Source organism: Streptomyces sp. NPDC043996, assembly GCF_056435225.1.
Window position 1 is genome coordinate 385,496 of record NZ_JBWKEY010000004.1, and the last position, 21,747, is coordinate 407,242.

20 protein-coding genes are annotated in these 21,747 nt (G+C 73.1%); 8 read left to right on the forward strand and 12 right to left on the reverse strand.

Annotation, left to right across the window (positions count from 1 at the left end):
• Nucleotides 1–9: 9 nt before the first annotated feature.
• From AC07A4_RS12535 to AC07A4_RS12565, 7 genes are all read right to left on the reverse strand, one after another.
• The gene (locus AC07A4_RS12535; RefSeq protein WP_478596676.1) at nucleotides 10–1,785 is read right to left on the reverse strand and encodes an ATP-binding cassette domain-containing protein; all 1,776 of its coding nucleotides are present in this window, start codon (nucleotides 1,783–1,785) and stop codon (nucleotides 10–12) included.
• On the reverse strand, nucleotides 1,786–3,483 hold the full coding sequence (locus AC07A4_RS12540; RefSeq protein WP_478596678.1) for an ABC transporter ATP-binding protein: 1,698 nt from the start codon (nucleotides 3,481–3,483) through the stop codon (nucleotides 1,786–1,788).
• 264 nt (nucleotides 3,484–3,747) lie between these two features.
• Entirely contained in the window at nucleotides 3,748–3,870 is a 123-nt protein-coding gene (locus AC07A4_RS12545; protein ID WP_478596681.1) for a lasso RiPP family leader peptide-containing protein, read from the reverse strand.
• Between the two features lie 5 nt (nucleotides 3,871–3,875).
• Nucleotides 3,876–4,340, reverse strand: coding sequence for a lasso peptide biosynthesis B2 protein (locus AC07A4_RS12550; protein WP_478596684.1), 465 nt, complete (start codon nucleotides 4,338–4,340; stop codon nucleotides 3,876–3,878).
• Nucleotides 4,337–4,564, reverse strand: a complete 228-nt coding sequence (locus AC07A4_RS12555; protein WP_478596687.1) for a lasso peptide biosynthesis PqqD family chaperone — start codon at nucleotides 4,562–4,564, stop codon at nucleotides 4,337–4,339. The genes AC07A4_RS12550 and AC07A4_RS12555 overlap by 4 nt, the downstream gene beginning before the upstream one ends.
• 10 nt (nucleotides 4,565–4,574) lie before the next feature.
• The gene (locus tag AC07A4_RS12560) at nucleotides 4,575–6,443 is read right to left on the reverse strand and encodes an asparagine synthase-related protein (RefSeq protein WP_478596689.1); all 1,869 of its coding nucleotides are present in this window, start codon (nucleotides 6,441–6,443) and stop codon (nucleotides 4,575–4,577) included.
• Nucleotides 6,444–6,610: 167 nt separating this feature from the next.
• Nucleotides 6,611–7,267 (reverse strand): DUF4360 domain-containing protein, encoded by a 657-nt coding sequence (locus AC07A4_RS12565; protein WP_478596692.1) that lies wholly within the window; start codon nucleotides 7,265–7,267, stop codon nucleotides 6,611–6,613.
• 471 nt (nucleotides 7,268–7,738) lie between these two features.
• On the opposite strand from AC07A4_RS12565, the gene AC07A4_RS12570 reads away from it, so the two are divergent.
• The 4 genes from AC07A4_RS12570 (at nucleotide 7,739) to AC07A4_RS12585 (ending at nucleotide 12,340) form a co-directional block, all read left to right on the forward strand.
• Nucleotides 7,739–8,662, forward strand: a complete 924-nt coding sequence (locus tag AC07A4_RS12570) for a TIGR03619 family F420-dependent LLM class oxidoreductase (RefSeq protein ID WP_478597499.1) — start codon at nucleotides 7,739–7,741, stop codon at nucleotides 8,660–8,662.
• A 128-nt stretch (nucleotides 8,663–8,790) separates the two neighbouring features.
• Nucleotides 8,791–10,491, forward strand: coding sequence for an amidohydrolase (locus AC07A4_RS12575; protein WP_478596695.1), 1,701 nt, complete (start codon nucleotides 8,791–8,793; stop codon nucleotides 10,489–10,491).
• Nucleotides 10,478–10,780: a hypothetical protein gene (locus tag AC07A4_RS12580; RefSeq protein WP_478596698.1), complete on the forward strand. Its 303-nt coding sequence runs from the start codon at nucleotides 10,478–10,480 to the stop codon at nucleotides 10,778–10,780. Before AC07A4_RS12575 ends, AC07A4_RS12580 begins: the two co-directional genes overlap by 14 nt.
• A gap of 33 nt (nucleotides 10,781–10,813) precedes the next feature.
• Nucleotides 10,814–12,340, forward strand: coding sequence for a sodium:solute symporter family protein (locus AC07A4_RS12585; RefSeq protein ID WP_478596700.1), 1,527 nt, complete (start codon nucleotides 10,814–10,816; stop codon nucleotides 12,338–12,340).
• Between the two features lie 57 nt (nucleotides 12,341–12,397).
• On the opposite strand, the gene AC07A4_RS12590 is transcribed toward AC07A4_RS12585, so the two are convergent.
• Genes AC07A4_RS12590 through AC07A4_RS12600 form a run of 3 tightly spaced genes read right to left on the reverse strand, consistent with a single transcriptional unit; the run spans nucleotide 12,398 to nucleotide 15,736 of the window.
• Nucleotides 12,398–13,267, reverse strand: coding sequence for a fumarylacetoacetate hydrolase family protein (locus AC07A4_RS12590; protein ID WP_478596702.1), 870 nt, complete (start codon nucleotides 13,265–13,267; stop codon nucleotides 12,398–12,400).
• 17 nt (nucleotides 13,268–13,284) lie between these two features.
• Nucleotides 13,285–14,247 (reverse strand): DODA-type extradiol aromatic ring-opening family dioxygenase, encoded by a 963-nt coding sequence (locus AC07A4_RS12595; protein ID WP_478596704.1) that lies wholly within the window; start codon nucleotides 14,245–14,247, stop codon nucleotides 13,285–13,287.
• Nucleotides 14,240–15,736 (reverse strand): aldehyde dehydrogenase family protein, encoded by a 1,497-nt coding sequence (locus AC07A4_RS12600; protein ID WP_478596706.1) that lies wholly within the window; start codon nucleotides 15,734–15,736, stop codon nucleotides 14,240–14,242. The genes AC07A4_RS12595 and AC07A4_RS12600 overlap by 8 nt, the downstream gene beginning before the upstream one ends.
• A gap of 244 nt (nucleotides 15,737–15,980) precedes the next feature.
• On the opposite strand from AC07A4_RS12600, the gene AC07A4_RS12605 reads away from it, so the two are divergent.
• Together AC07A4_RS12605 and AC07A4_RS12610 are read left to right on the forward strand one after the other, a co-directional pair.
• Entirely contained in the window at nucleotides 15,981–17,477 is a 1,497-nt protein-coding gene (locus tag AC07A4_RS12605; RefSeq protein ID WP_478596707.1) for an aldehyde dehydrogenase, read from the forward strand.
• Nucleotides 17,478–17,494: 17 nt separating this feature from the next.
• The gene (locus AC07A4_RS12610; RefSeq protein ID WP_478597502.1) at nucleotides 17,495–18,286 is read left to right on the forward strand and encodes a gamma-glutamyl-gamma-aminobutyrate hydrolase family protein; all 792 of its coding nucleotides are present in this window, start codon (nucleotides 17,495–17,497) and stop codon (nucleotides 18,284–18,286) included.
• 17 nt (nucleotides 18,287–18,303) lie between these two features.
• Here the strand turns inward: AC07A4_RS12610 and AC07A4_RS12615 are convergent, their stop codons facing one another.
• Nucleotides 18,304–18,879 (reverse strand): MarR family winged helix-turn-helix transcriptional regulator, encoded by a 576-nt coding sequence (locus tag AC07A4_RS12615; RefSeq protein ID WP_478596710.1) that lies wholly within the window; start codon nucleotides 18,877–18,879, stop codon nucleotides 18,304–18,306.
• Nucleotides 18,880–19,098: 219 nt separating this feature from the next.
• On the opposite strand from AC07A4_RS12615, the gene AC07A4_RS12620 reads away from it, so the two are divergent.
• Nucleotides 19,099–19,917 carry an SDR family NAD(P)-dependent oxidoreductase gene (locus AC07A4_RS12620; RefSeq protein WP_478596712.1) on the forward strand — a complete coding sequence of 273 codons (819 nt, stop codon included), beginning with the start codon at nucleotides 19,099–19,101 and terminating at the stop codon, nucleotides 19,915–19,917.
• A 254-nt stretch (nucleotides 19,918–20,171) separates the two neighbouring features.
• Nucleotides 20,172–20,720: a DUF1062 domain-containing protein gene (locus tag AC07A4_RS12625; protein WP_478596714.1), complete on the forward strand. Its 549-nt coding sequence runs from the start codon at nucleotides 20,172–20,174 to the stop codon at nucleotides 20,718–20,720.
• A gap of 110 nt (nucleotides 20,721–20,830) precedes the next feature.
• Here AC07A4_RS12625 and AC07A4_RS12630 read toward each other — a convergent pair whose 3' ends face one another.
• A complete protein-coding gene (locus tag AC07A4_RS12630) occupies nucleotides 20,831–21,646 on the reverse strand; it encodes an acetoacetate decarboxylase family protein (RefSeq protein ID WP_478596717.1) in 816 nt (271 codons plus the stop codon).
• Nucleotides 21,647–21,747: the final 101 nt, after the last annotated feature.

Below are 21,747 nucleotides of genomic sequence, written 5' to 3' on the forward strand. Positions count from 1 at the left end.
GTGGTGACCCTACAAGCGGGGCCTGGCGTCAGGGGCGTCTTCCAGCCGTGGTCCGGCCACGGCCTGGTAGCCGATGAGCGCGGCGTACTCCGGTGCGGCGGCCAGGAGTTCACCGTGGCCGCCGACGGTCAGCGAGTCGCGGCCGACGAGGACGATCCGCTCGGCGCGCAGCGCGGAGGTGATGCGGTGCGCCACGACGATCAGCGTGCCGGGCCTGGAGCGGATGGCCCGCTCGGCACGTTCCTCGGCCACCGGGTCCAGATGGCACGTGGCCTCGTCCAGGATGACGACACGAGCGTCAGAGAGGTACACCCGGGCCAGCGTGATCAGTTGCCGCTCGCCCTGGGAGAGCGGTCCCGCGCCGGTGACCGGCGCGTCGTAGCCGCCGATGCGGCGCACGGTCTCCGCCAGGCCGAGCGCCGCCACCGCGTCGTCCAGGCGGTCGTCACCGGCCTTCGGGGCCAGCTGGGTGAGGTTCTCGCGGAGCGTGCCGGTGAATACGTACGACTGCTGCGGTACGACGGCGACATGGCGGCGCAGCTCCGTCTCGGCCAGCGTCGGCAGCGGCGTGCCGCCGAGTGCCACCACGCCGCTGCCGGGCACCTCGATGCCCGCGATGAGCATCGCCAGGGTGGACTTGCCGATGCCGCTCGGCCCGACGATCGTCAGGTGCGTGCCGTCGGGGATGTCCAGCGTGGCGCGGGTGAACAGCGGTTCGGCGAAGGGGCCGTAGGCGAAGGACACGTCTTTGAGCGTGATGCCGGTGCCGGTCATGGGGGCGGTGCCCGAGCCGGGCCGCGGTGGCACGTCGAGGAAGGCGGCCAGTCGGCGCAGGGTCACCGACAGCTCGAGGCCCATGTTGCCGACGGTCTGCACCAGGGCGTGCAGCGCGGGCTCGACGCCTTGGAGCAGATACACCATGGCGCCGACCAGGGCCCCCGGGGTCAGCAGCCCCGTCCGCAGGGCCCAGCCGGAGGACAGCAGGAGGGCCGCGAACGGCAGCCGCGCGCCGAGCGCGACGACGGCGACGCGGCCCGCCCCGGCGCGGGCGGCGGCCACCGCCGCCGCGGCCTCGGCGTCGACGCGGGCGCCCGCTGTGCGGCCCGCGGTCTCCCAGGCGCCGCAGGCGACGACGTCCCGCACGCCGGTGAGCTGCGGCCCGCTGCCGCGCGCGAGTTCCTCCTGGGCCTGGAGCAGGGCGACGTGGCGGCGCCTGAGCAGTGGCGTCAGGAGCGCCATCAGCGCACCGGCCGCCAGCACCGAGCCGCCCGTGACGGCGGCGAGCAGCGGGTGCAGGGCGAACAGGCCGACCACGGCGGCGACGACGCTGAAGGCGACCATGCGCAGCGAGAGGAGCAGCCCGGCGGAGATCTGGCGGACCAGCTCCACTTGGCGGGTCACCCGGGCGACGGTCGACACGTCGGCCGCCTCTCCCCCTTCGTACACGGCGCGGTGCAGCCCCGCCCGCACCACCTGCCGGGTCAGTTCGTCGCGCAGCGACTCCACGACGGCCGCCGTGTGCGGTATCGCCTGCCGCGTGCCCAGGGCGCCGACGATCAGGGCCGCCCCGTACGCCAGCAGGAGCAGCAGGCCGCGGCCGGGCCGGTCGGCGAGGAACCCGTGGTCGAGCGCCGCCGCGACCAGCGAGCCGGAGAGCAGCACCGGGAGCATCTCGACGAGGGACCACGCGGCCAGCGCCGCCAGGTTCCGCCGGTGGGAGCGCAGCAGCGCGAGCACGGTCCGCCGGACCACGGAAGGGGCGGGACGCGCCGGGTCGCCTGCCACTCAGGCCTCCGTGGTTTCCTGGCCGACGCCGAACACCGCCCGGTAGGCGGGGTCGGCGAGGAGCCGGTGGTGGGGGCCGACCGCCCGGACCCGGCCGCCTTCCAGCCAGGCGACGAGGTCGGCGGCAGCGGCGGTGGCGCTCCGGTGGGCCACGACCACGCGGGTGGTGCCGCGCAGCGACTCGTCGAGGGCCCGCACGATCTCGTTCTCGGTCGCCGTGTCCAGACTGGACGTGGCATCGTCGAAGATCACCACCCGGGCTCCGCGCGCCACCGCGCGCGCGAGCCCCAGACGCTGCAACTCCCCGCCGGACAGGCGCAGTTCCTCGACGGGCGTGTCATAGCGCCGTGGCAGGCGGCTGATGAATCCGTCGGCGCGGCTCGCCCGCGCGGCGGCCCGCACGGCGGTGGTGCTCACGGGCCGGTCGCCGTAGCCGATCATCCCGGCCACCGTGCCGCCGAGCAGATGGGGGCGTTCGAAGGCGTAGGCGATGGCCGCGCGCACCTCGGCCCGGTCCGTCGCGGCGAGGTCGGTGCCGTCCAGCCGCACCCGGCCCTCGTCCGGTGTCAGCGCGGCTCCGGCGACCAGCGCCAGCGTCGTCTTGCCCGCGCCCGAGGCACCGACCACGGCCAGCGTGCGCCCGGCGGGCACATCGAGGCTGACCCGGTCCAGTACGGTTTCGCCCCCGGCGCGCACGGTGACATCGCGCAACGCGAGCGCGCCGTCGCCCGGCGGCAGCGCCCCCCGTCCCACCGGGGGCAGGGGCGCGCCGAACACCTCCGCGAGGCGTTCGGCGGAGCCCCGTACCCGGCCCAGCTCGGCGAAGACCCCGACCTGGGACAGCAGTTGCATCGCGGACGTCAAGTAGAGCTGCGCGGCGACCAGTTGGCCCGGCGTGAGCCGCCCGGCCGCGACTCCGTACCCCGCGGTCGCCAGGACCGCGATCCGCAGGGCGGGGGCCAGGAGCGACAGGTACCAGCCCGCCCGGCGCTGCGCCTCCCAGAAGCCCGTCCCCGCGGCGCGCACCCGTGGGAGGGGTTCGAGGACCCGCCGCGCCTCCTGGTCCAGGGTGGCCGAGGCCCGGATGGTGCGGGCACCGGCGACCGCGTCGACGAACCGGTCGGCCAGCTCGCCGTGCGCCTGTTGGTAGGCGCTGGTCAGCGTCGTCGTGCGGCGGATGAGGAAGCGGGCGAGGAGGGCGACGACGGGGATGCCGAGGAGGAAGGCGAGGACGAGGCGCCCGTCGATGAGGAACAGCGCGACCAGTCCCCCGACGGCGGTGACGGCGCCGAAAAGGCCGCGCAGCAGGTTCGGCGCCGCGGCCCCGGCTTCCGCGGTGCTCTCGGTCGAACGGTTCAGGAGGTCGCCCGGGGTGAACCGGTCCCGCCCTGACAGGCCGAGCCGGAAGATCCGGGCGAAGGTGTCGTGCCGCAGGCGCGCCGTCGTGGCGGCCTTCATCCGGGCCTCGGTGATCTCCGAACCGGCCTCCGCGACGGTCTGGGCCAGCAGAGTTACGCAGACGAGCACGAAGGGAGCGGTGCCCGTGGCCCGGCCGAGCACCACGTCGACGGTGCCCGCCAGGGCGTAGGGCAGCAGCAGGCCGACGGCTGTCTCCGTCAGGTACCACGCCCCGAGGGCCGCGCACAGGCCCTTGTTCCGTCCGACCGTCGAGGCCAGCAGCCGGTCACTCGCGCGCATCGGGTTCCCCGTCCCTGTCGATGGCCACCGGGTGCGGCGAGCCGCTCGTGTCCTACGAGCTGTCACCGCACCCGGCTTCCTGCGGTTAGCCGTCCGTCAGCCGCTCTGCTTCCGGACGGGTACTGCGTACTCCCCGTTCCGGAAGAACCCGGTCTCCTCCGTAAAGGCTCCGGGCCCGTTGAGAGCGGGCGCTTCGTGGACGTCCCCCTCCATGGCTGTCACCTCGTTTTCGGAGACGGGTGGGCGCGTCGACGGCGGCGCGTGTCACAGCCACCTGTCGTAAAGCCAGACGAACTCTCGCCTGGTGGGGGGCCCGAAGATTCCGGTCTCCTCACTGAAAGAACCGAGTTCGACCAGGACAGGTGCGGCGTACGTCTCCTTCTCCATGTTGCTCACCTCCTTCCGGTGCGGGTGGTGTGCCGTCCCGCCGGTTTTCCGGCGGGAGCTTCGAGGGTGATGAGCCGGGTGTAGTGCGTGGCGTCGGTGGTCCCGTCCACCATCTCGCCCTCCGCCTCCAGCCAGGCGTGCGCGATGAACGGCGGGGCCTTGAGCACGCCCACGCACCAGGTCGGCCAGACTGACCGGGTCCGGCACAGCAGCGCCGTCGCGATCGACCGCACCAGACAGGCCCGCCCGCCGCGGCATCTGAGGCTGACCATGAGTACGGTCTCCCTGGCCAGGGACGTCTCCGCGACGGTGGCAGGACGCGCGCCGCGCCGCACGCGGAGCAGCACCGACCGGATCCGCCGGGGCGAGCGGCGCGCCAGCACCCGGGCGGCCGCCACGGCCATGTGTGCGGCAAGGCGGTGGCGCGGCGACACCACCATCGATCCTTCAGGCTGCAGGGGGATGCTCATCGGGACACCAGCCCGGCCGCGCGCAGCGAACCGATCAGCGCGTCGACGTCCTCGCGGGCCCGCTCCGCGCCGACCTCGTAGCGGTCGGTGAGCGCGGTGACCGCCTCGTCGGCGGTGGCGCCCCGCGCGAGGGCGGAGAGCACGAGGGCCGCGGACGCGCTGAGCTGCCAGTAGCGGCCGGTGTTCTCGTCCAGGACGACCAGGCCGTACTCGGTCTCGGTCATGGACACATGGTCATGAAGCCGCAGGCTCATGGGTGACCTCCTCGCTGTCGTCGCGACGGCCACCGGCGAGGTGATTGCGCGTGAACATGGCGCAGTTGAGGGTGGGGTCCAGGAAGGCGTCAGGCATCCCCATGTGCCCGGGGGACTCCCCGGCCGCGAGCGCGGGGAAGTCGATGATTCCGCGGGCGGTGAGCGGAGACTGTTCGATCAGGCCCAGGACGGTCGGCCAGTGATCGCGCAGCCCGCGGACCGCCTGGGGGCTGCCGCCCGTCTTCGTGCTCCGCCGCAGGAATTCATCGGGCAGGGCACCCCTCATGGCCGCCTTGATGAGCGGTTTGAACTCCAGGGGCGAGTGACGTTCCTCGTGGCGTACCGCGAAGCACGCCTCGACGATCCGGTCGTCGAAGAACGGCGCTTCGAAGGGCATGCCGAGCGTCGCGGCGAACTGCTGCGTCCCGCGCACGATCCGGCAGCCGTCCCGCACCATCGCCAGCTCCGCGTGGAGCGCCCGGTCGGCCCCCAGGGGCTCGGCGTCCGCGGCCCGCTGCCGCAGCCGGGTGAGCAGGGCCGCCGCCGCGTCGCGGCTCAGCCAGCGGGGCAGCGCGACCGCCTCGTCCCACGCCATCCCCAGGTCCGGCTTCGCCTCCCGGACCCGGCGTGCCGCGTTCACCGTCCGGCGCAGCCAGGCGCCGTAGCTCTCCCGGTCCAGCAGCTCCTTCACGCCCGGGAGCAGCGCACGGCCGTCGAGCAGCCGCGCGGTCCTGACGCGCCGCAGGGCGAGCAGCGGGCGGCGGCGGAACAGCGCGTGGTCCCACACGGGAAGGCCGCACAGCAGATGGTCGCCGCCGAGCCCGTTGAGGTACATTCCGGCGCCCCGCGCCGCAGCCCGTTCGATGCAGTAGCTGATGCGGGGCGCGGACAGATACGCCTGCGACGGTTCGTCGAGGCGCTGCCCGATGGCTTCCATGCCTTCGAAAAACTGCGGAGTGTCGTCCAGACTGACCGTGTCGTGGCGCACGTCCGGCATGCTCGGCAAGGCACGCCGGGCCCACACGAGATCCTCCCGGCCGCCGGGGTCGTCGTTGTACATGGTCGTCGCGACGAGGTCGGCGGGGCCCTGGGCCGCGAGCCAGCACAGCGGCGTCGAGTCCAGGCCGCCCGAGAGGTCGCAGTGCACGGTGCCGCCGTTCCTGGTCCGTGCGTCCACGGCGGCTTCGAGCGCACCGCGCAGCAGTTCGGCGCCCGCGCGGCGGTCGAGCTCCGGCTCGGGGCGCCGCCACCAGACCGTGGTACGGGCCCGGCGGCCGCCGTCACCCACGAGGAGGGCCGATCCCGGCGGTACGGCGGACACGCCCCGCCACATCGACCCCTCCGCCAGCGGATGCGGGAGCACCCGAAGGAGCCGGATCGCGAGTTCGGTGTCATCCAGCGGGAAGCCCCCGAGGTCCGCGAGCACGTCCGCCCGGTCGCAGGCCACGTGTACGCCGTCGATCACGGCGTGGAACACCCGGCGCAGCCCGCTGGCGGAGCCCTGCACCCGCAGCCGGTCGCCGTCGGCCGCGATCAGATGGAAACTGCCGGACAACGAATGCGCCAGGCCGTCAAGGACATCGGTGCCGGACGTACGCCCCAGCGCGCCGCGCAGCGATTCCTCGGTCGCGGACGAGACTCCGATGACCGCGGCTCGGGCGCCGCCCCGCTCGGCGGTCACCCGCTGAGCCGTCGGCGACCGGGCGAACAGCAGTGGGCGGCCCGAGGCATGACGGGAGATCAGATGTAGGTCCGGGGCGAGCCGCCGGGCGATACGCCCGGCACGCTCACAGTCCGGAAGTGCGACGAAGAACCAGCCGTCCACGATGACGAGACCTCCTGCCTTCACCGCGGTCCTGCTCGCCGCGGTGGCCGATGGATTCATCGTGGAGGTCGGCCGTGGTACTGCTGTGGCACTGGCGTGGCACGTCCGGCGCGGTGCCGCGCCGTGGCCCGGAGCCGGACTTCCGGCTTCGGGCCACCCTGGCTACCCGATCGAGGCCCTGGGCTTGCCTCTCAGGTGTTGGCGCACTGCTTCCAGACGAGCTGGTAGGTGCTGCTGGCCTTGGCGTCGGTGGAGTCCATGGCCATGAAGCTGGTCTTGTCCCGGTCGGAGGTGCCGAGCAGGACGCGCAGTTCGGTGTTGATGTTCAGGTTGCGCTGGGAGCCGCAGGGGGCCCAGTCGAGGTCGGGGGTCGGTTTGGTGTCGGTGGCTTGCCAGTTGTCGGCGTACGGGCCGCGCCACCGGTGGGTTTCCGATGTGGTGTCGGGTGAGCCCTGGAAGTAGTAGGAGGCCTTCTCCACTCCCTGGGCACCGGACTGGAGTGAGGCGTAGCCGCGGTAGTCGACGGACGCGATGGCGTAGGTGTAGTCGACCGGCGCGTGGACGGTGAGGCTGAGCTGGCAGTTCTTGCGGAAGTCGATGGGGTCGGCCTGGTGGCCCGCGCTGGCGAGGTAGTCGCTGTAGGTGACGGTGAAGGCGGTGTTGTCGGGTGCCGGGGCGACGGCGACGGTGCCTTCGCGGCAGCCGGAGCCGTTGACGGTGGCGACTTCGATGCGGATCTTGTCGGGGGGCGGTTGGGGAGCGGGGACGTCGTGGGTGGTGGTGGGTGGAGCCAGTGCCATGGCGAACAGCGCGGTGAGCGCGCCGCTCGCGAGGAGTCCGCCGGCCATGGTCTTCCTATCGCGTCGTGTGGTGCGCGAGTCCTGAAATTATGGTGCGAGCGGTTTCAGGAGAAGGGGTGCATGCGCCCACGCCCGCTGGCGTGGGGATGCCGAGCGGGCGGCAATGGGGATGAGCGGGCCGTCCGCTGACTGAGGGCCTCAGGCGACAGGAATGGTACGAACCAAGAAGGCTGCCGCCAAGCACAAGTTCAGCCACATCCAGCCCCCCGAGCGCCCTGAGAACCCCGAAGACCCCGGGGCTTCGCTCGATTCGCCCCCGCGACTCTTGAGGAACGGCGACACACCGGCATACCGTTTGAGGTCAAACAATAGCCCTCGGACACCCCGGGAGCCCGGATGCCCCAGCCCCAGCCCCAGCCCGACACCCACACCCACACCCACACCCACACCCACACCCACACCCACACCAAGCCTTCTCCCCACACCACGCCCCGCACCCCCATCAAGCCCCACCCCCGCATGACGCTCGTGCTGACCGAGAACTGGACGATGACCAGCGGCCGTTGCGATCTGAACGCCCTGGTGCGCTGGGCCCGCGAGGCGGAAGACGCCGGATTCGACTCGGTCATGCTCAGTGAGCACATCGTGCTCGGCCCGGACGCCGGGGCCAGGAGCCCGATGCCCAACCCGCGCGAGTACGCCCTGCCGGGCAACCAGGCGCCGGACACGCCCTGGCCCAGCTCCGTCGTGCTGCTCTCGGCGATGGCCGCCGTCACCGAACGCGTCCGGCTCGCCGCCGCGGCCGTCCTCGCGCCACTGCGCCATCCGCTGCTCCTCGCCAAGGAGTTGGCGACGCTCGATCTGCTGAGCGGGGGTCGGCTCGTCGTCCTGCCGACGGTCAGTTGGAGCGAGGACGAGTACGCCGCGCTCCAGGTGCCCTTCGCCCACCGCGGCCGGCTCCTGGACGAGCACCTCGCCGCCTGGCAGGCCCTCTGGCAACCAGGGCCCGCCACCTTCGAGGGCACGCACTACCGCTTCCGCGACGTCTGGCTGGAGCCGAAGCCGCACCGGGCGGGCGGCCCCGAGCTGTGGTTCGGCGGTTCGACGCTGCACGACGCGGTGCTGCGGCGCCTGGTCAGGTACGGACACGGGTTCAACCCCCTGGGGCGGCCCGCCCCGGGAGAGCTGGACAAGCTGCGCGCGGCGATGGCGGAGGCGGGGCGCGACATGTCCGGCCTCGAGATGGTCGGCGGCACCCGTGCCGTCTTCCCCGACGCGACGTCGGTGGCCAGCCTCGCGCGGGCGCTCGAAGCCGTGCCGGAGCAGATGGAGCAGGGCTTCACGACGTTCTGCGTGAAGCCCTCGCAGTTCACGGACGACCCGGACGGGGTCGGGGACTTCTGCCGCGAGGTGATGCGGCGGGTGGAGCGGCTCGCCGGGTGACGGTGCCGCCTCCAGGGGCCCGTCGCCGCGACAGCGGTCGCCCCCGCCCGGATTCACGCAGAACCCTTGCGCCGGAGCCGGGCCCCGGGCATTGTTTGGGCCCAAACAAAGCAGGAAGGAGGTCATCCATGCCCAGGCCCGCAGATCTCGTGCTCGTCAACGGCACCGTGCTGACCGTCGACGCCGCGTTCCGCACCACGCAGGCCGTCGCCGTCCGCGACGGCCTGATCGCGGCGACCGGACGGACCCACGACCTGAGCGAACTCATCGGCCCCGGCACGGAGGTCGTCGACCTCCAGGGGCGCACCGCCCTGCCCGGGATCAACGACTCGCATCTGCACGCCGCCGCCTTCGGCGCCACCCGCCCGCCGCTCGCCCTCGACGTCGCCGCCCCCGCCGTGTCGTCGCTCGCCGACATCCGCGAGGCCGTGCGCCGCAAGGCCGCCGAACTCCCGCCCGGAGCCTGGATCTTCGGCAACGGATGGGACGTCGGCTATCTCGCGGAGTGCCTGGCCGAACCGGGCCGCACCCCCCGCCGCCAGGACCTGGACGACGTCGCGCCCCAGCACCCCGTGCTCCTGTACGAGTTCTCCGGGCACACCTCCTGGCTCAACTCCCGCGCCCTGGAGGCCGCGGGCATCACCGCCGAAACCCCGGTCCCGCCCGGCGGCGTCATCGAGACCGGCGCCGACGGCGCCCCTACCGGCATCCTCCGCGAAGGCGCGCAGGACCTGGTGAACGCCGTGGTCCCGCTGATGGACGACCCCGCGCGCGAGGCCGCCATCCGCTCCGCCATAGCCGTCTGCCACGCCGAGGGCATCACCAGCTTCACCGAGCCCGGCCTCGGCCCCGGCGGCACCTCGCTCTTCCTCGGCGTCGCGGACACCGAGACGCTCCAGACGTACGCACGCCTGGAGGCGGCCGGTGAACTGCGGGCGCGTGTCAGCGTGCTGCTGCTGCCCCTGGAGATGGGCGGCGCCGCGCGGCACCTGCCCGAACGGCTCGCCCAGCTCAAGGGGGTGTGTGCCGGGGCCGATCCACGGCTGCTGCGTATCCTCGGCGTGAAGCTCTTCGCCGACGGCATCCCGCCCAGCCGTACCGCCTGGATGCACGAGGAGTATGTGGGCGGCGGCCACGGCAGCCTGTGTCTGCACGGCCACAGTCACGCCCAGCGCGTCGAGGAACTGGACGCGATCGTGCGCCACGCCCACGCGGCGGGCCACCAGCTCGGCGTGCACATCACCGGCGACCACGGCATCGACGCGGTGGTCGAGGCCTTCGAAGCGGCACAGACCGACGCCCCGCGCCCCGACGCGCGCCACTACGTCATCCACGGCGACTTCACCTCCGCCCGGTCCCTGGCCACGCTCGCCAAGTACGGCTGGGGCATCAACATGAACCCGGGGGTCAAGGACGCGATCGCCGACGTGATGGACACCATCGTGGGGCCCGAGCGCTCCGCGTACCAATGGCCCGTACGCAGTGCCGTTCAGGCCGGGATCCCGGTCACCGCCAGCTCGGACGCGCCCATCACCTACCCCGACTGGCGCCGTGGCGTGGCCTCGATGATGCTGCGCGAGTCCAAGGCCAGCGGGCGGCGCAGCGGACCCGAGCAGTGCGTGGACCTGGAGACCGCGATCCGCGCGTACACCTCGAACGCCGCGTGGCAGGACTTCGCGGAGAGCTGGAAGGGCTCGCTCGAACCCGGCAAGGCGGCCGACATCTGCGTCGTGGACGGCGATCTCCCCCACGCCGATCCGCACGAGATCGCCACGACACCGGTGACGATGACCGTCTTCGACGGGGAGATCGTCCATGACACCCGGTGAAAGGGCGCCGCGGCCGCTCCCCAGGCCGTCAGCCGGGGCGGCGCCGGGGCGGTTCGCCCGCTGGGCCATCTCCCTCTCCGCGCGGCGCAAGTGGGTGTTCTTCGGCGCCTGGTTCGGGCTCGACGCCGTCCTCGCGCTGGTCCCGCCCGTGTACTGGACCGCGGGCGCGCCGCGCTTCCAGTCCGGGATCCCGCTCTCCGTCTGCTACTTCCTCGCCCTGGGCACGCACATCTCGGCCGGCGTCGTCGTGCTGTACGGCGTCGAGGCCGCCCGCGGCGAACTCGACTGACACACCCCCGGAACCGAGAAGGGTTCGTCCCCAGTGAATGTGGTCCTCGGCTACGGCATGGTGGTGCTCTTCTTCGCCGGAGTGCTCCTCACGCTGTACCTGCACCGTCAGCGTGACGCCGACTTCACCGACTACGCCGTCGGCGGGCGCAGCTTCGGCAGCGGCTATCAGACCATGTCGGTCCTCAACACCTGGTTCCCCGGTTCGGTCTTCATCGCCGACGCCGGGCTCGCGGCGGGCAGCGGGGTGATCGGCTTCCATCTGCTGATCTACGGCCTGTTCGCCTACCTGCTGATGTACCTGATGTCCCGGCGCGTCTGGCTGTGGGGCGCGCGGCACGGCCTGCGCACCCAGTCCGACCTGTTCGGCCTGCGCTACGGCGGCACCTCCGCACGCACCGTCCCCGCGCTGATCCAGGTCCTGGTCAACTTCCCGATGACCGTGCTCGGGATGCAGGCCATGGGGCTGATCTTCTACTACATCTCCTTCGGGCACCTCAGCTACTCGCAGTCGGTGCTCGCGGGCGTACTCGTCCTGGTGGCGCGGCAGTTCTGGACGGTGCGCATGGGCATGCGCGGCGTGGTCGTCACGGACTTCTACCAGGGCATGATCGCGTACGTCTTCGGATCGGCCCTGCTGGTGGGCCTGATCGTCTATCTGGTCGCGACCGGCCACGGGTTCGCCCGCCTTCCGGTCGAGAACCTGTCGCTGCCCGTGGACGGCGGCGGCAGCGGCGGGCTCTACCTGTTCGCGCTGACCTTCACCGGGTCGGTGGGCGGCTGGTGCCTGTCGGGGATGTTCGTGCGGCTGTTCACCGCGGACGGGGTGCGCAGCGTCAAGCGTTCCGCCGTGCTCGCGATGCCCTGCTCGCTCGTCTTCGCCGGGCTGCTGCTGACCGTCGCCCTGCTGTCCGGGACGCTGCCCGGGGTCTCCGACGACCCCGACCGGGCCCTGTTCACCCTCGGCCAGGAGATCGGCGGTCCGTGGGTCATCATCGCCCTGGCCCTGTGCGTCCTGGCCGCGCAGATCGGCATGGCCGACGGGGTGCTGCAGTCCGTGGGCACGCTCATCGCCAACGACCTGGTGGCGGTGTACCGGCCGATGGACGACAAGGGGCGGCTCCTCACCGCGAAGATCTCCATCGGCCTCTACACCGTGGCCGCGGCGCTGGTCGCCAACATCGGCCTCAGCAACCTCATCACGCTGTCGATCATGGCCTACCAAGGGGTGGTGCAGCTCGCCGTGCCGCAGTTCCTCGGGCTCTTCTGGAAGCGCGGCAACCGGACCGGCGCGGTCGCCGGAACGGTGGTCGGCTTCTGCACCGCCGCCGGGCTCTCGGCGGCCTATCCCACCTCCATTCCCTGGCTGGACGGCCTCACATCGGGGATCGTGGGGATGGCGCTGAACCTCGCGGTGTACCTGGCCTGCGCGTATCTCATCCCGCAGAGCCCGGCGGAGCGCGAGCGCGTGGCCCGTCTCTTCGCCGCCACGTCCGTGTCCGCGCCGACGGCCGGGCCCGGCAGGGCCACCGCCGCGCCGCCCGAGCCGACGCAGGCATGAACGACGCCTGACCGGGGCCTCCGCACGGAGACCCCGGTCAGGCGATGGCTGCCGGTGCTAGGCGCGGGGCGCCCGGATGCCCCGGTACTCCCAGTCGCCGCCGAACGCCGTGGACAGGACCTCCTCCGAGGCCGTCGGCTGTGCTCCGCAGTCCTCGCGCACGGGCGTCGGCCCGGCCACGACGCGGTTGGTCAACCGGCCCAGGCCCTCCGCCTCGACGTCCACGACGTCGCCCGGCTTGACCGGGCGCGAGTGCGCGGGCGTGCCCGTGAGGAGGACGTCACCGGGGACGAGGGTGATGGTGCGGGCGATGTCGGCGACGAGGTAGTGCATGTCCCAGGTCATCTCGTCGGTGGAGCCGTCCTGGACCAGTGCGCCGTTGACGTACGTACGCAGGTACTTGCCGTGGAAGTCCCATCCCGTGACCAGGCCGGGGCCCAGCGGGCAGAGCGTGTCGGAACCCTTGACCCGGAGCATCGAACCGGCGTCGGTGTCCCGGAAGTCGTGCAGGCCGTAGTCGTTGGCGAGGGTGTATCCGGCGATGTACCGCCCGGCGTCACGCGGGGCGACGTTGCGGCACACGCGGCCGATGACGAGCGCGATCTCCCCCTCGTAGTTGAGGTACCGGCAGCCCTCGGGGCGCACCACCGCGCCGTGGTGCGCGTTCAGCGCGGAGACGGGTTTGTGGAAGTACGTGGGCGCGGGCGGCAGCGAGGTCTGGAACTCCTCAACCCGGCTGCGGTGGTTGAGGTGCACCGCGATCACCTTCGAGGGCTGGACGGGCGGCAGGTGCCGGGCGTCGGCCGCCGGTGTGCGGCGGCCGTCGCCTGCTACGAGTTCGTCGCCCTGCCGGACCACGTGGACGGCTGCGCCGTCGAGCAGGATGCGGCGGTACTCGCGTGTCCCGCCCCCATCCGTGGTGCCCATGGGTTCGCTGTTTCCGGTCACAGGCTGCCCCTGTCTGTTCGCTGCGGTCCGCGGGTGCGTTGTGGCTGAGCGCGCAGTTCCCCGCGCCCCTTCGGGGCGCTCCAACCGCCCGCCGGGCGGTCGAACCAGAGGTGGATCTGGCCCGTGCCGACCGAGTTCTCGTACGCGCTGTAGGCGCGCCCGGGTGCGTTCAGGCGCTCCTCGCCTAGGGCGCCCGCCAGCATCAGGTAGTGCCCGAAGCCCGCCTCGGGCTTGTGGGCGGCGAACTGCGGCATGGTGCGCAGCACGCGCGCGTGGTCGCCGCGCAACAGCCAGGCGATGCGCTCCTCGTCGGCGGCGCGCGCCTCGGGCGTGCGGATGTGGGCGGGGTCGCTGGCCTCGTGGTCGCGCAGTTCCCGCAGGGGCCAGAAGGTGTGGGAGAGCGCGCCGGAGGCGATCAGGAGGACCTTGCGGTCCGGGAGCGCGGCGACGCCGTCGGCCAGCGCGCGGCCGAGCCTGAGGTGGTCCTCGGCGTCCCCGGTCTGGCACACGCCGATGGAGAGCCACCGCTTGTCGGGCAGCCCTTTGCCCAGGTACGTCCACAGGTTCACGGTGGCGTAGTGGATCGGCAGGTACGGATCGTGGATCGGGGTGATCCAGGTGCCGTGCGCGTCGGCGAACGAGGCGATGGCGCGGGCGAGTTCGGGGTCGCCGTGGAAGTCGTAGGGCATGCCGCACATGCCGCGCGGCAGCTCGTCGGAGGTGTAGAGACCGGTTCTGGTGTCCTGTGCGGCGATGACGAACTCCACGGTGGTCGCCCAGTGCGAGTCCAGGACGACGACGGTGTCGTAGTCGAGGGCCTCGAAGACGTCCCGGCGCAGCGCGCGAAGGCCGGGCACGAGGCTGACTTCCTCCCCCTCGTTCAGCTCCCGCCGCACCGCTTCGGGCAGGACGATGGTGGGGACGTGGGCGAGCAGGCCCGCCCCGACGATCTCACCCATGGTCCCGCCATCCCTTCGGCGCCGTGACGGTGTTCTTGAGGTCGCAGTAGAAGTCGAAGCTCCAGTCGCCTCCCTCGCGGCCGATGCCGGAGGCGCGGGAGCCGCCGAAGGGCGCGGCGAGGTCGCGGACGTAAAAGCAGTTGACCCACACCGTCCCGGCCACGAGCCGCGCGCTGACGCGGGCCGCGCGGTCGCGGTCGCCGGTGGCGAGGGTGGCGGCGAGGCCGAAGCGGGTGTCGTTGGCCAGGGCCACGGCCTCGTCCTCGTCGCGGAAGGTCTGGAGGGTGAGCACGGGGCCGAAGACCTCTTCGCGCACGATCTCCGCGTCCGGTGCGACGTCGGTCAGGAGGGTGGGACGGTAGTAGGTGCCGCCGGTGCGTGCGTTCAGCTCGGTGTGCGGGCCGCCGCCGATGAGCGCGGTGGCGCCGTCGGCCAGGGCCCGCCGGACGAAGCCGTCGACGCGCTCCAGGTGCCGGGGGTGGACGCAGGGGCCGATGCCGGTGCGCTCCTCGCGGGGGTCGCCCTGGACGAGGGCGCGGGCCCGGTGCAGGAAGCGCGCGAGGAAGGCGTCCCGTACGGGCTCCTCGACGAGCAGCCGGGTGGCGGCGAGGCAGACCTGGCCCGCGTGGTCGTACTGCTCGACGGCGAGGTCGGCGGCCAGGTCCAGGTCGGCGTCGGCGAAGACGAGCAGCGGGGACTTGCCGCCGAGCTCGAAGCTGGTGGGCACCAGGTGCGCGGCGGCGGCCCGGGCGATGCGCCGGGCCGTGGGCACGGACCCGGTGAAGCTGACGCGGCGCACGCCGGGGTCGGACACGAGGGGGGAGCCCGCCTCGTCCCCGTACCCCTGGAGGACGTTGAGGACGCCCGGAGGCAGTCCCGCGTCGGCGGTGATGTCCGCGAGGAGCGAGGCGGTGAGGGGGGACCACTCGGCGGGTTTGAGGACCACCGGGTCCCCGGCGGCGAGTGCGGGGCCGATCTTCCACGTGGCCAGCATCAGGGGGGCGTTCCACGGGGTGATGAGCGCGGCGGGGCCCGCCGGGTCCCAGGTGATGTGGTGGGTGTGGCCGCGGGTGGTGAGGTCGTCGTGGCCGAGGGCGAGCAGGCGGTCGGCGAAGAAGCGGAGGTTGTGGGCGGCGCGGGGCATGACGCCGTGGCGGTGGGAGCGCAGCAGCCCGCCGTTGTCGGCCGTCTCGACGGCGGCGAGGTCTTCGAGGCGGGCCTCGACGCCGTCCGCGATCGCGTGCAGCAGCCGGGCGCGCTCGCGGTGCGGCGTCGCGGCCCAGCCGGGGAAGGCAGCGGCCGCCGCCGCGACGGCCGCGCGGGCCTCCTCCGCGCCGCCCCGGGCGATCTCGGCGAGCGGCGCCCCGTCGAGGGGCGAGCGGTCGGTGAACGTGGCGCGGGAGGCGCGGCGTTCGCCGCCGATCCAGTGTCGGGTGTCGACCGGGACTCCGGCCACCGTGGCGGTGGGCGCGGGTGCGGGAGGAGCCATCGCCATCTCCATTTCGTTTGGACCCAAACAACATAGGTGGCCGCGATCTGGACGGTCAACCCCCTTCCCTGACGGGACCTCACGGCTATCCTTTGACCCCAAACGACATGCCGGTGACACGCACGCACGCACACGTACGGGCGCAAGCGCAGACAGCAGACAACGGGCAGCAGGCGCAGGCAGCAGGCAGCAGGCAGCAGGCAGCAGGCAGCAGGCCCAACAGACAGTCACAGGAGGCGCGTTCATGCCAGCCAGCGACAGCGGTCACGACACGTGGCTGCGCCGGGCGGACCAGTTGGTGCCGCCCACCCGCCACCGCGTCGCGGGCGCCGACGAGGACGGCTCGGGCGCCTCCTTCCGCGTCCTGTCCCCGCGCGACGGCCGCGAACTGGCCGTCGTGGCCGACGCCGGTGAGAAGGAGGTCGGCCACGCGGTCGACGCGGCCCGCCGCGCCTTCGACTCGGGCCCCTGGCCCCGCCTGCCCCCCATCGAGCGCGGGCGGGCCCTGGTGCGCCTCGCCGACCTGATCGAGCGGCACCGCGACGAGTTCGCCCTCACCATCAGCCTGGAGAACGGCAAGCCGATCAGCGAGGCGTACGACATCGAACTGCGCGCCGCCATCGCCACGTTCCGCTGGTACGGACAGCTCGCCGACAAACTGCGCGACGAGGCCCCGCAGACCGGCCCCGAGGCGCTCGCGCTCGTCACGCGCGAACCCGCGGGCGTCGTCGGCGCGGTCGTCCCCTGGAACTTCCCGCTCACGCTCGCCGCCTGGAAGCTCGCCCCCGCGCTCGCCGCGGGCTGCACGGCCGTGCTCAAGCCGTCCGAGCTGACACCGCTGTCCGCGCTGCTGCTCGGCCGCGTCGCGGACGAGTCGGGGCTGCCGCCGGGCGTGCTCAACGTGGTCGCGGGCGACGGCCCCGTGGCGGGCCGCGCCCTGGGCCTGCATCCCGGTGTGGACGTCCTCGCCTTCACCGGGTCGACGGCCACGGGGCGCCACTTCCTGCGCTACGCCGCCGACTCCAACCTCAAACGGGTCTGGCTCGAACTGGGCGGCAAGTCCCCGAACATCGTCCTTCCGGACGCGCCCGACCTCAAGGCCGCGGCCGCCACGGCGGCATGGGGGATCTTCTTCAACCAGGGCGAGATGTGCACGGCGCCCTCCCGGCTGCTCGCGCACTCATCGGTGGCGGAGCGGGTGGTGGACGCCGTGGTCGAGCGCGCCCGCACGCTGCGCGTCGGGGACCCGCTGGACCCGGCGACGGAGATGGGCGCGGTGGCGGGCGAGGCCCGCGCCGAGGCCGTACTCGACCACGTACGGGCGGGGCGGGAGGCAGGCGCCCGGTTGCGCACCGGCGGGTCCCGCCTGGAGCGCGTGCCCGGCGGCAGCTATCTGGCGCCGACGGTCTTCGACCGGGTGACGCCGGGCATGCGGCTTGCGCGCGAGGAGATCTTCGGCCCGGTGCTCTCCGTCCTCACCTTCGACACGGAGCAGGAGGCGGTGGCGCTCGCCCACGACACCGACTACGGCCTCGCCGCCGCCGTGTGGACCGCCGACCTCGGCACCGCCCACCGCCTCTCGCGCGCGCTGCGCGCCGGTACCGTCTGGGTCAACTGCTATGAGGAAGGCGACCTCTCCGTCCCCTTCGGGGGCTACAAGCAGTCGGGCAACGGGCGTGACAAATCCGTCCACGCGCTGGAGAAGTACACCGAGCTCAAGACGGTCTGGCTCCAGTGGTGACCGCCCTGCGCCACGGCATCCACACCGGTCCCCGCCGCTCCCCCGGCGCCTGGCCGCGCCCCGGCGCGCGTCCCCTCATCGCCCTCCCCCAGCGCTTCTCCGCCACCGCGTCGGCGCTGCGCTATGGCGCGGTGGTGACGGCGCGGGCGCTTGCGGACGCCGTCCTGCGCGCGGGCGGTGAGCCGTTCATGATGCTTCCGGGCCCGCCACGGGAGGCGGCCGAGCGCCTCGCGCGCTGCGACGGGGTCCTGCTGCCCGGGGGCGGCGACGTGGCGCCGGGCCTGTACGCCAGCGGCGCCGAGGTCCACACCCGGGTCTACGACGTCGACGCGGAGCAGGACGCGTTCGACCTCGCGGTCGCCCGGCACGCGCTGGCGAGCGGCCTTCCCCTGCTCGCCGTGTGCCGCGGGCTCCAGATCGTCAACGTCGCCCTGGGCGGTTCGCTCCGCCAGGACATGGGCGGCGAGGACGGCGACCACCGGCATCGCGTCCACCACGTCGCGCTCGCGGCGGGGTCGGCGGTCGCGGCCGCGACACGGACGGCGCCAGCGACGGCCGCAGCGGTGGCGGGGGCCGCCGGACGCGTGGAGGTCTCGTGCTACCACCACCAGTGCGCGGACCGCATCGGCGCAGGCCTCGCGGTCACCGGGCGCGCCGCTGACGGCACCGTCGAGGCCCTCGAACTGCCGGGCCGCCGCGCGTGGTTCGCGGCCGTCCAGTGGCACCCCGAGGACACGGCCGCCTCGGACCCCGGCCAGCAGGGCCTGTTCGACGCCCTGGTCGGCGCCAGCGCCGGGCGGCTCCCCTGACCGGCGCGGCCGCTGCCTCAGCCGCGCGAGGGACGGCGTCCGCTGCGCCGCGGCCGGGGGTCGGCGCCGTCGAGGAGGGCCAGGCGCCGCTCCTCCCCGTTCTCCTCCGTCTGCGTCACGATCTTCCGCAGGAGCCCGGCCAGCGTCTCGCACTCCTCGTCGGTCAGCCGGTCGGCGACGAAGACCTCCTCCGCGTTGAAGGCGGGGAAGACCTCGGCCATCAGCCGCTCGCCCTCGTCCGTCAGGCGCAGCAGCGCGAGGCGTCCGTCGGTGGGGTGGCCGTTGCGTTCGAGCAGACCCCGGTTCTGGAGCGTGCGGGCCACGCCCGTCAGGGTGCCCTTGGAGATGCCCGCCTCCTCCGCCACATGGCGGGTCTCGGTCTCGCCCCAGATCCACACGACCCACAGCACGACGAACGAGGTCCAGGTCAGTTCGGCGGAGCGCAGCACGGAGTTCTCGAAGTGCTGGCGCACCGCCGCGGCGGCGCGGTAGATGTTCGCCACCGCGACCATCTGTACGTGCTGGATCGGTGTGTCGCCCAGCTTGGCCTGGACGGCCTTCTCGGTCTCCCGGATGGAACGGTGCCCCGTCACGTCGTGTTCTCCCGCTTCTCTCTCGCCGCCCCCGCGATCCCGGCCGGGGTCCTTCCACTTCCGTACGACTGCTCCCGTACGCGATCCTTACGGGCCGAGATCCTTACGGGCTCAAACGATAACCCGCCCCTCCCCGGCCCGCCCCCTCCTTCCCTGCCCAAGGACCGCCGCCGAACAGCACGTCCACCGAACCGCCCTCTCGCGACAGGGAGTTTCCCCGTGAGCCAGCAGAGCAAGACCCACCCCTCCGGCCGACGCGTCCTGCTCGTGGCCGGGGCCAGCAGCGGCATCGGCGCGGCCGTCGCCGTGCGCGGCGCAGAGGAGGGAGCGCGTGTCGCCGTGTGCGCGCGGCGCGCCGACGCGCTGCGCGAGGTCGCGGACCGGTGCGGGGCGACGCCCTACGTCGCCGACGTGACCGTGCGCGGCCAGGTCGACGCGCTGGTCGCGGACGTGGTCCGGGACCACGGCCGCCTCGACGGCGTCGTCGCCAACGCCGGGGTCGTGCGCCCCGGCGGCCTGCTCGAACTCAGCGACGACGACTGGGACGCCACGCTGCGCACCAACCTCACCTCCGTGTTCCTGCTCGCGCGCGCGGCCCTCCCCCATCTCGTCGCCGCGCGGGGCGCGTTCGTCACGGTCGGCTCGATCGCGGGGCTGCGGGCCCCGGCGGGCGCGGGCGCCTATGCCGCGTCCAAGGCGGGCGCCGGGATGCTGACCAGCGCCATCGCGGCGGAGTTCGGCCCGCACGGCGTACGCGCCAACACGGTCTGCCCGGGCTGGACCCGGACCGAGATGGGCGACGAGGAGATGCGGCAGTTCGGCGACGGGATCTCCTTGGACGCGGCGTACGAGCGGATCACGGCGCTGGTCCCGCAGCGGCGCCCGGCGCGCGCCGAGGAGGTCGCGGACGCCGTGCTGTGGCTGCTCGGGCCCCGGTCGTCCTATGTCAACGGGGCCACGCTGACGGTGGACGGCGGCACGACCGTGGTCGACGCCGGGTACGTGCCCTTCGAGTTCACCGTGAGCCCCCGGACCTGAGCCCCTGTCCGGCGGAGCGCGTGCCGGGTCTGGGAGCGCGTCCGGGCGCGCGTCCGGGCGCGCGTCCGGGCGCGCGAAAACCAGTGGATCCGCGCCGTCGTGCGCCCGTACCGTGCTGCCGGACCGAGTCGCCTAGGCAAGGACGTGCTGTTGTACACCGTGTGAGACCTCCCGAGCGCTGTCTGGTCGCGCGTCGCACCCGTGCGCCGCGCCGCTTCATGCTGCGGACTTCTCACTGAAACCGGTGTACTTCTGTGCTCAACCGCTGGGTGGTCATGCCCACCTGCCTGCCTCTCGTCCTCCGCCGTTGCCACGCGTGCGCGTCCGATCGCTTCCGGGCGAACGGCAAGTTCCGTGTCAACGCCCACCACAAGCTCATCGACGCCTGGCTCCTCGTGCTCTGCGAGGGCTGCGGGGACACTGCGAAGCTCCCGCTCCTGGAGCGGGTCAACGTCCGTTCCGTACGGCCCGGTCTGCTGGACCGGCTGCACGAGAACGACCTCGGCCTGGCCGCCGAACTGCTCCAGGATCCGGCCGTGCTGCGCCGCAATCGCATCGCCCTGGACTGGACGGACGCCTGGCGCCTCGACACCGGCGGATCCGGTCACCTGGACCGCGAGGTCATCGACGTCTCGGTCCACTTCGCGGCACGGATCCCCGTCCGGCCCGTACGGCTCATCGCCGACGGCTGCGGCCTGTCGGGGGCCGAAGTAGAGCGGCTCATCACGGAGGGGAAGATCGTCTCGGCGGTCCGGCTGACCGGCAAGCTGACCGGCGACTTCACCTTCACGCTCAAGTGCTGAGCCCGCCCCGCGACCGGGCCCAGGCCCGGCCCCGGGGGACCTGCTGGGCTCAGGGCCTGTCCGGCGGCATCCGCCGGACAGGCCCTGAGCCGCCGCCTCCGCTCCGGCTGCTACGCCCCGCCGCCCCGCTCCAGCACCGTCCCGCCGTCCCAACACACGCCGACCTGGCGGTAGTAGGCCCCGATCGGCTCTTCCACCGCGAGGGCCGCCAGCTCCTCCGTGGGCGACTCGAAGAGGTCCAGCGTCGCGTCCGCCGCCCATGCCTGCCCTCCCTCGAAGGACGCGGCTCCGCTCTCGACGAGCTCGTCCAGGGCGAGCCCCTTGCCGTCGATCGCGGGCAGCCAGCGGTGGTGGGCCATCGGGTGCGCGTTCACGAAGCCGCCCGTCGGCGACGGCTCGCGCAGCGTGACGACCGCCTGCGCCAGGCGCCGGTCCCCCGCCGCGAGCGTCGCGCCGAAGACGGCGCCGGGCTCGACGCGGGGCGCGGGGCCGTACGGATGCGGCCTGGTCAGATGGATGGAGCCGAGCTTCTTCGGGTACCCCTGGTGGATGCCGCGGGCGAGGGCGAAGTCCTTGTCGACCCAGATGTGCGCGCAGCGCGAGTAGGTCCGGCCCCGGTAGCCGCAGCGCACGACCGCGAAGCACTCCTTGTACTGGCCGCGCACCGGGTCCAGCAGTTCCTCCTTGCCCGCCCCGCAGGACTGCCAGTCCGCCCAGATCAGCGCGACGGCGCCCGGGTCGTCGTCCGCGAGGGCGAGCGGCTCGGGGAGGAGTTCGCGTACCCGCGCGGGATCGGTGCGGTATTCGATGGTGAGCAGGTCACCCGAGTAGTACCAGGGCGGTGCCGGGATCAGCGACGCCCGCCCGGTGGCGGTCTTGGGGGGAAAGAACCCTCGTACGGTACGGCCGGTCGGCACGGTGGGCACAGCACACTCCTCGGGCTCGCCGCTCACTTGCTCGTTTGGGCCCGTACGTTATGCCGTCGCCCCCGAGTTGTCACGACCGGCGGGAACGCGCCGCCGGCGCG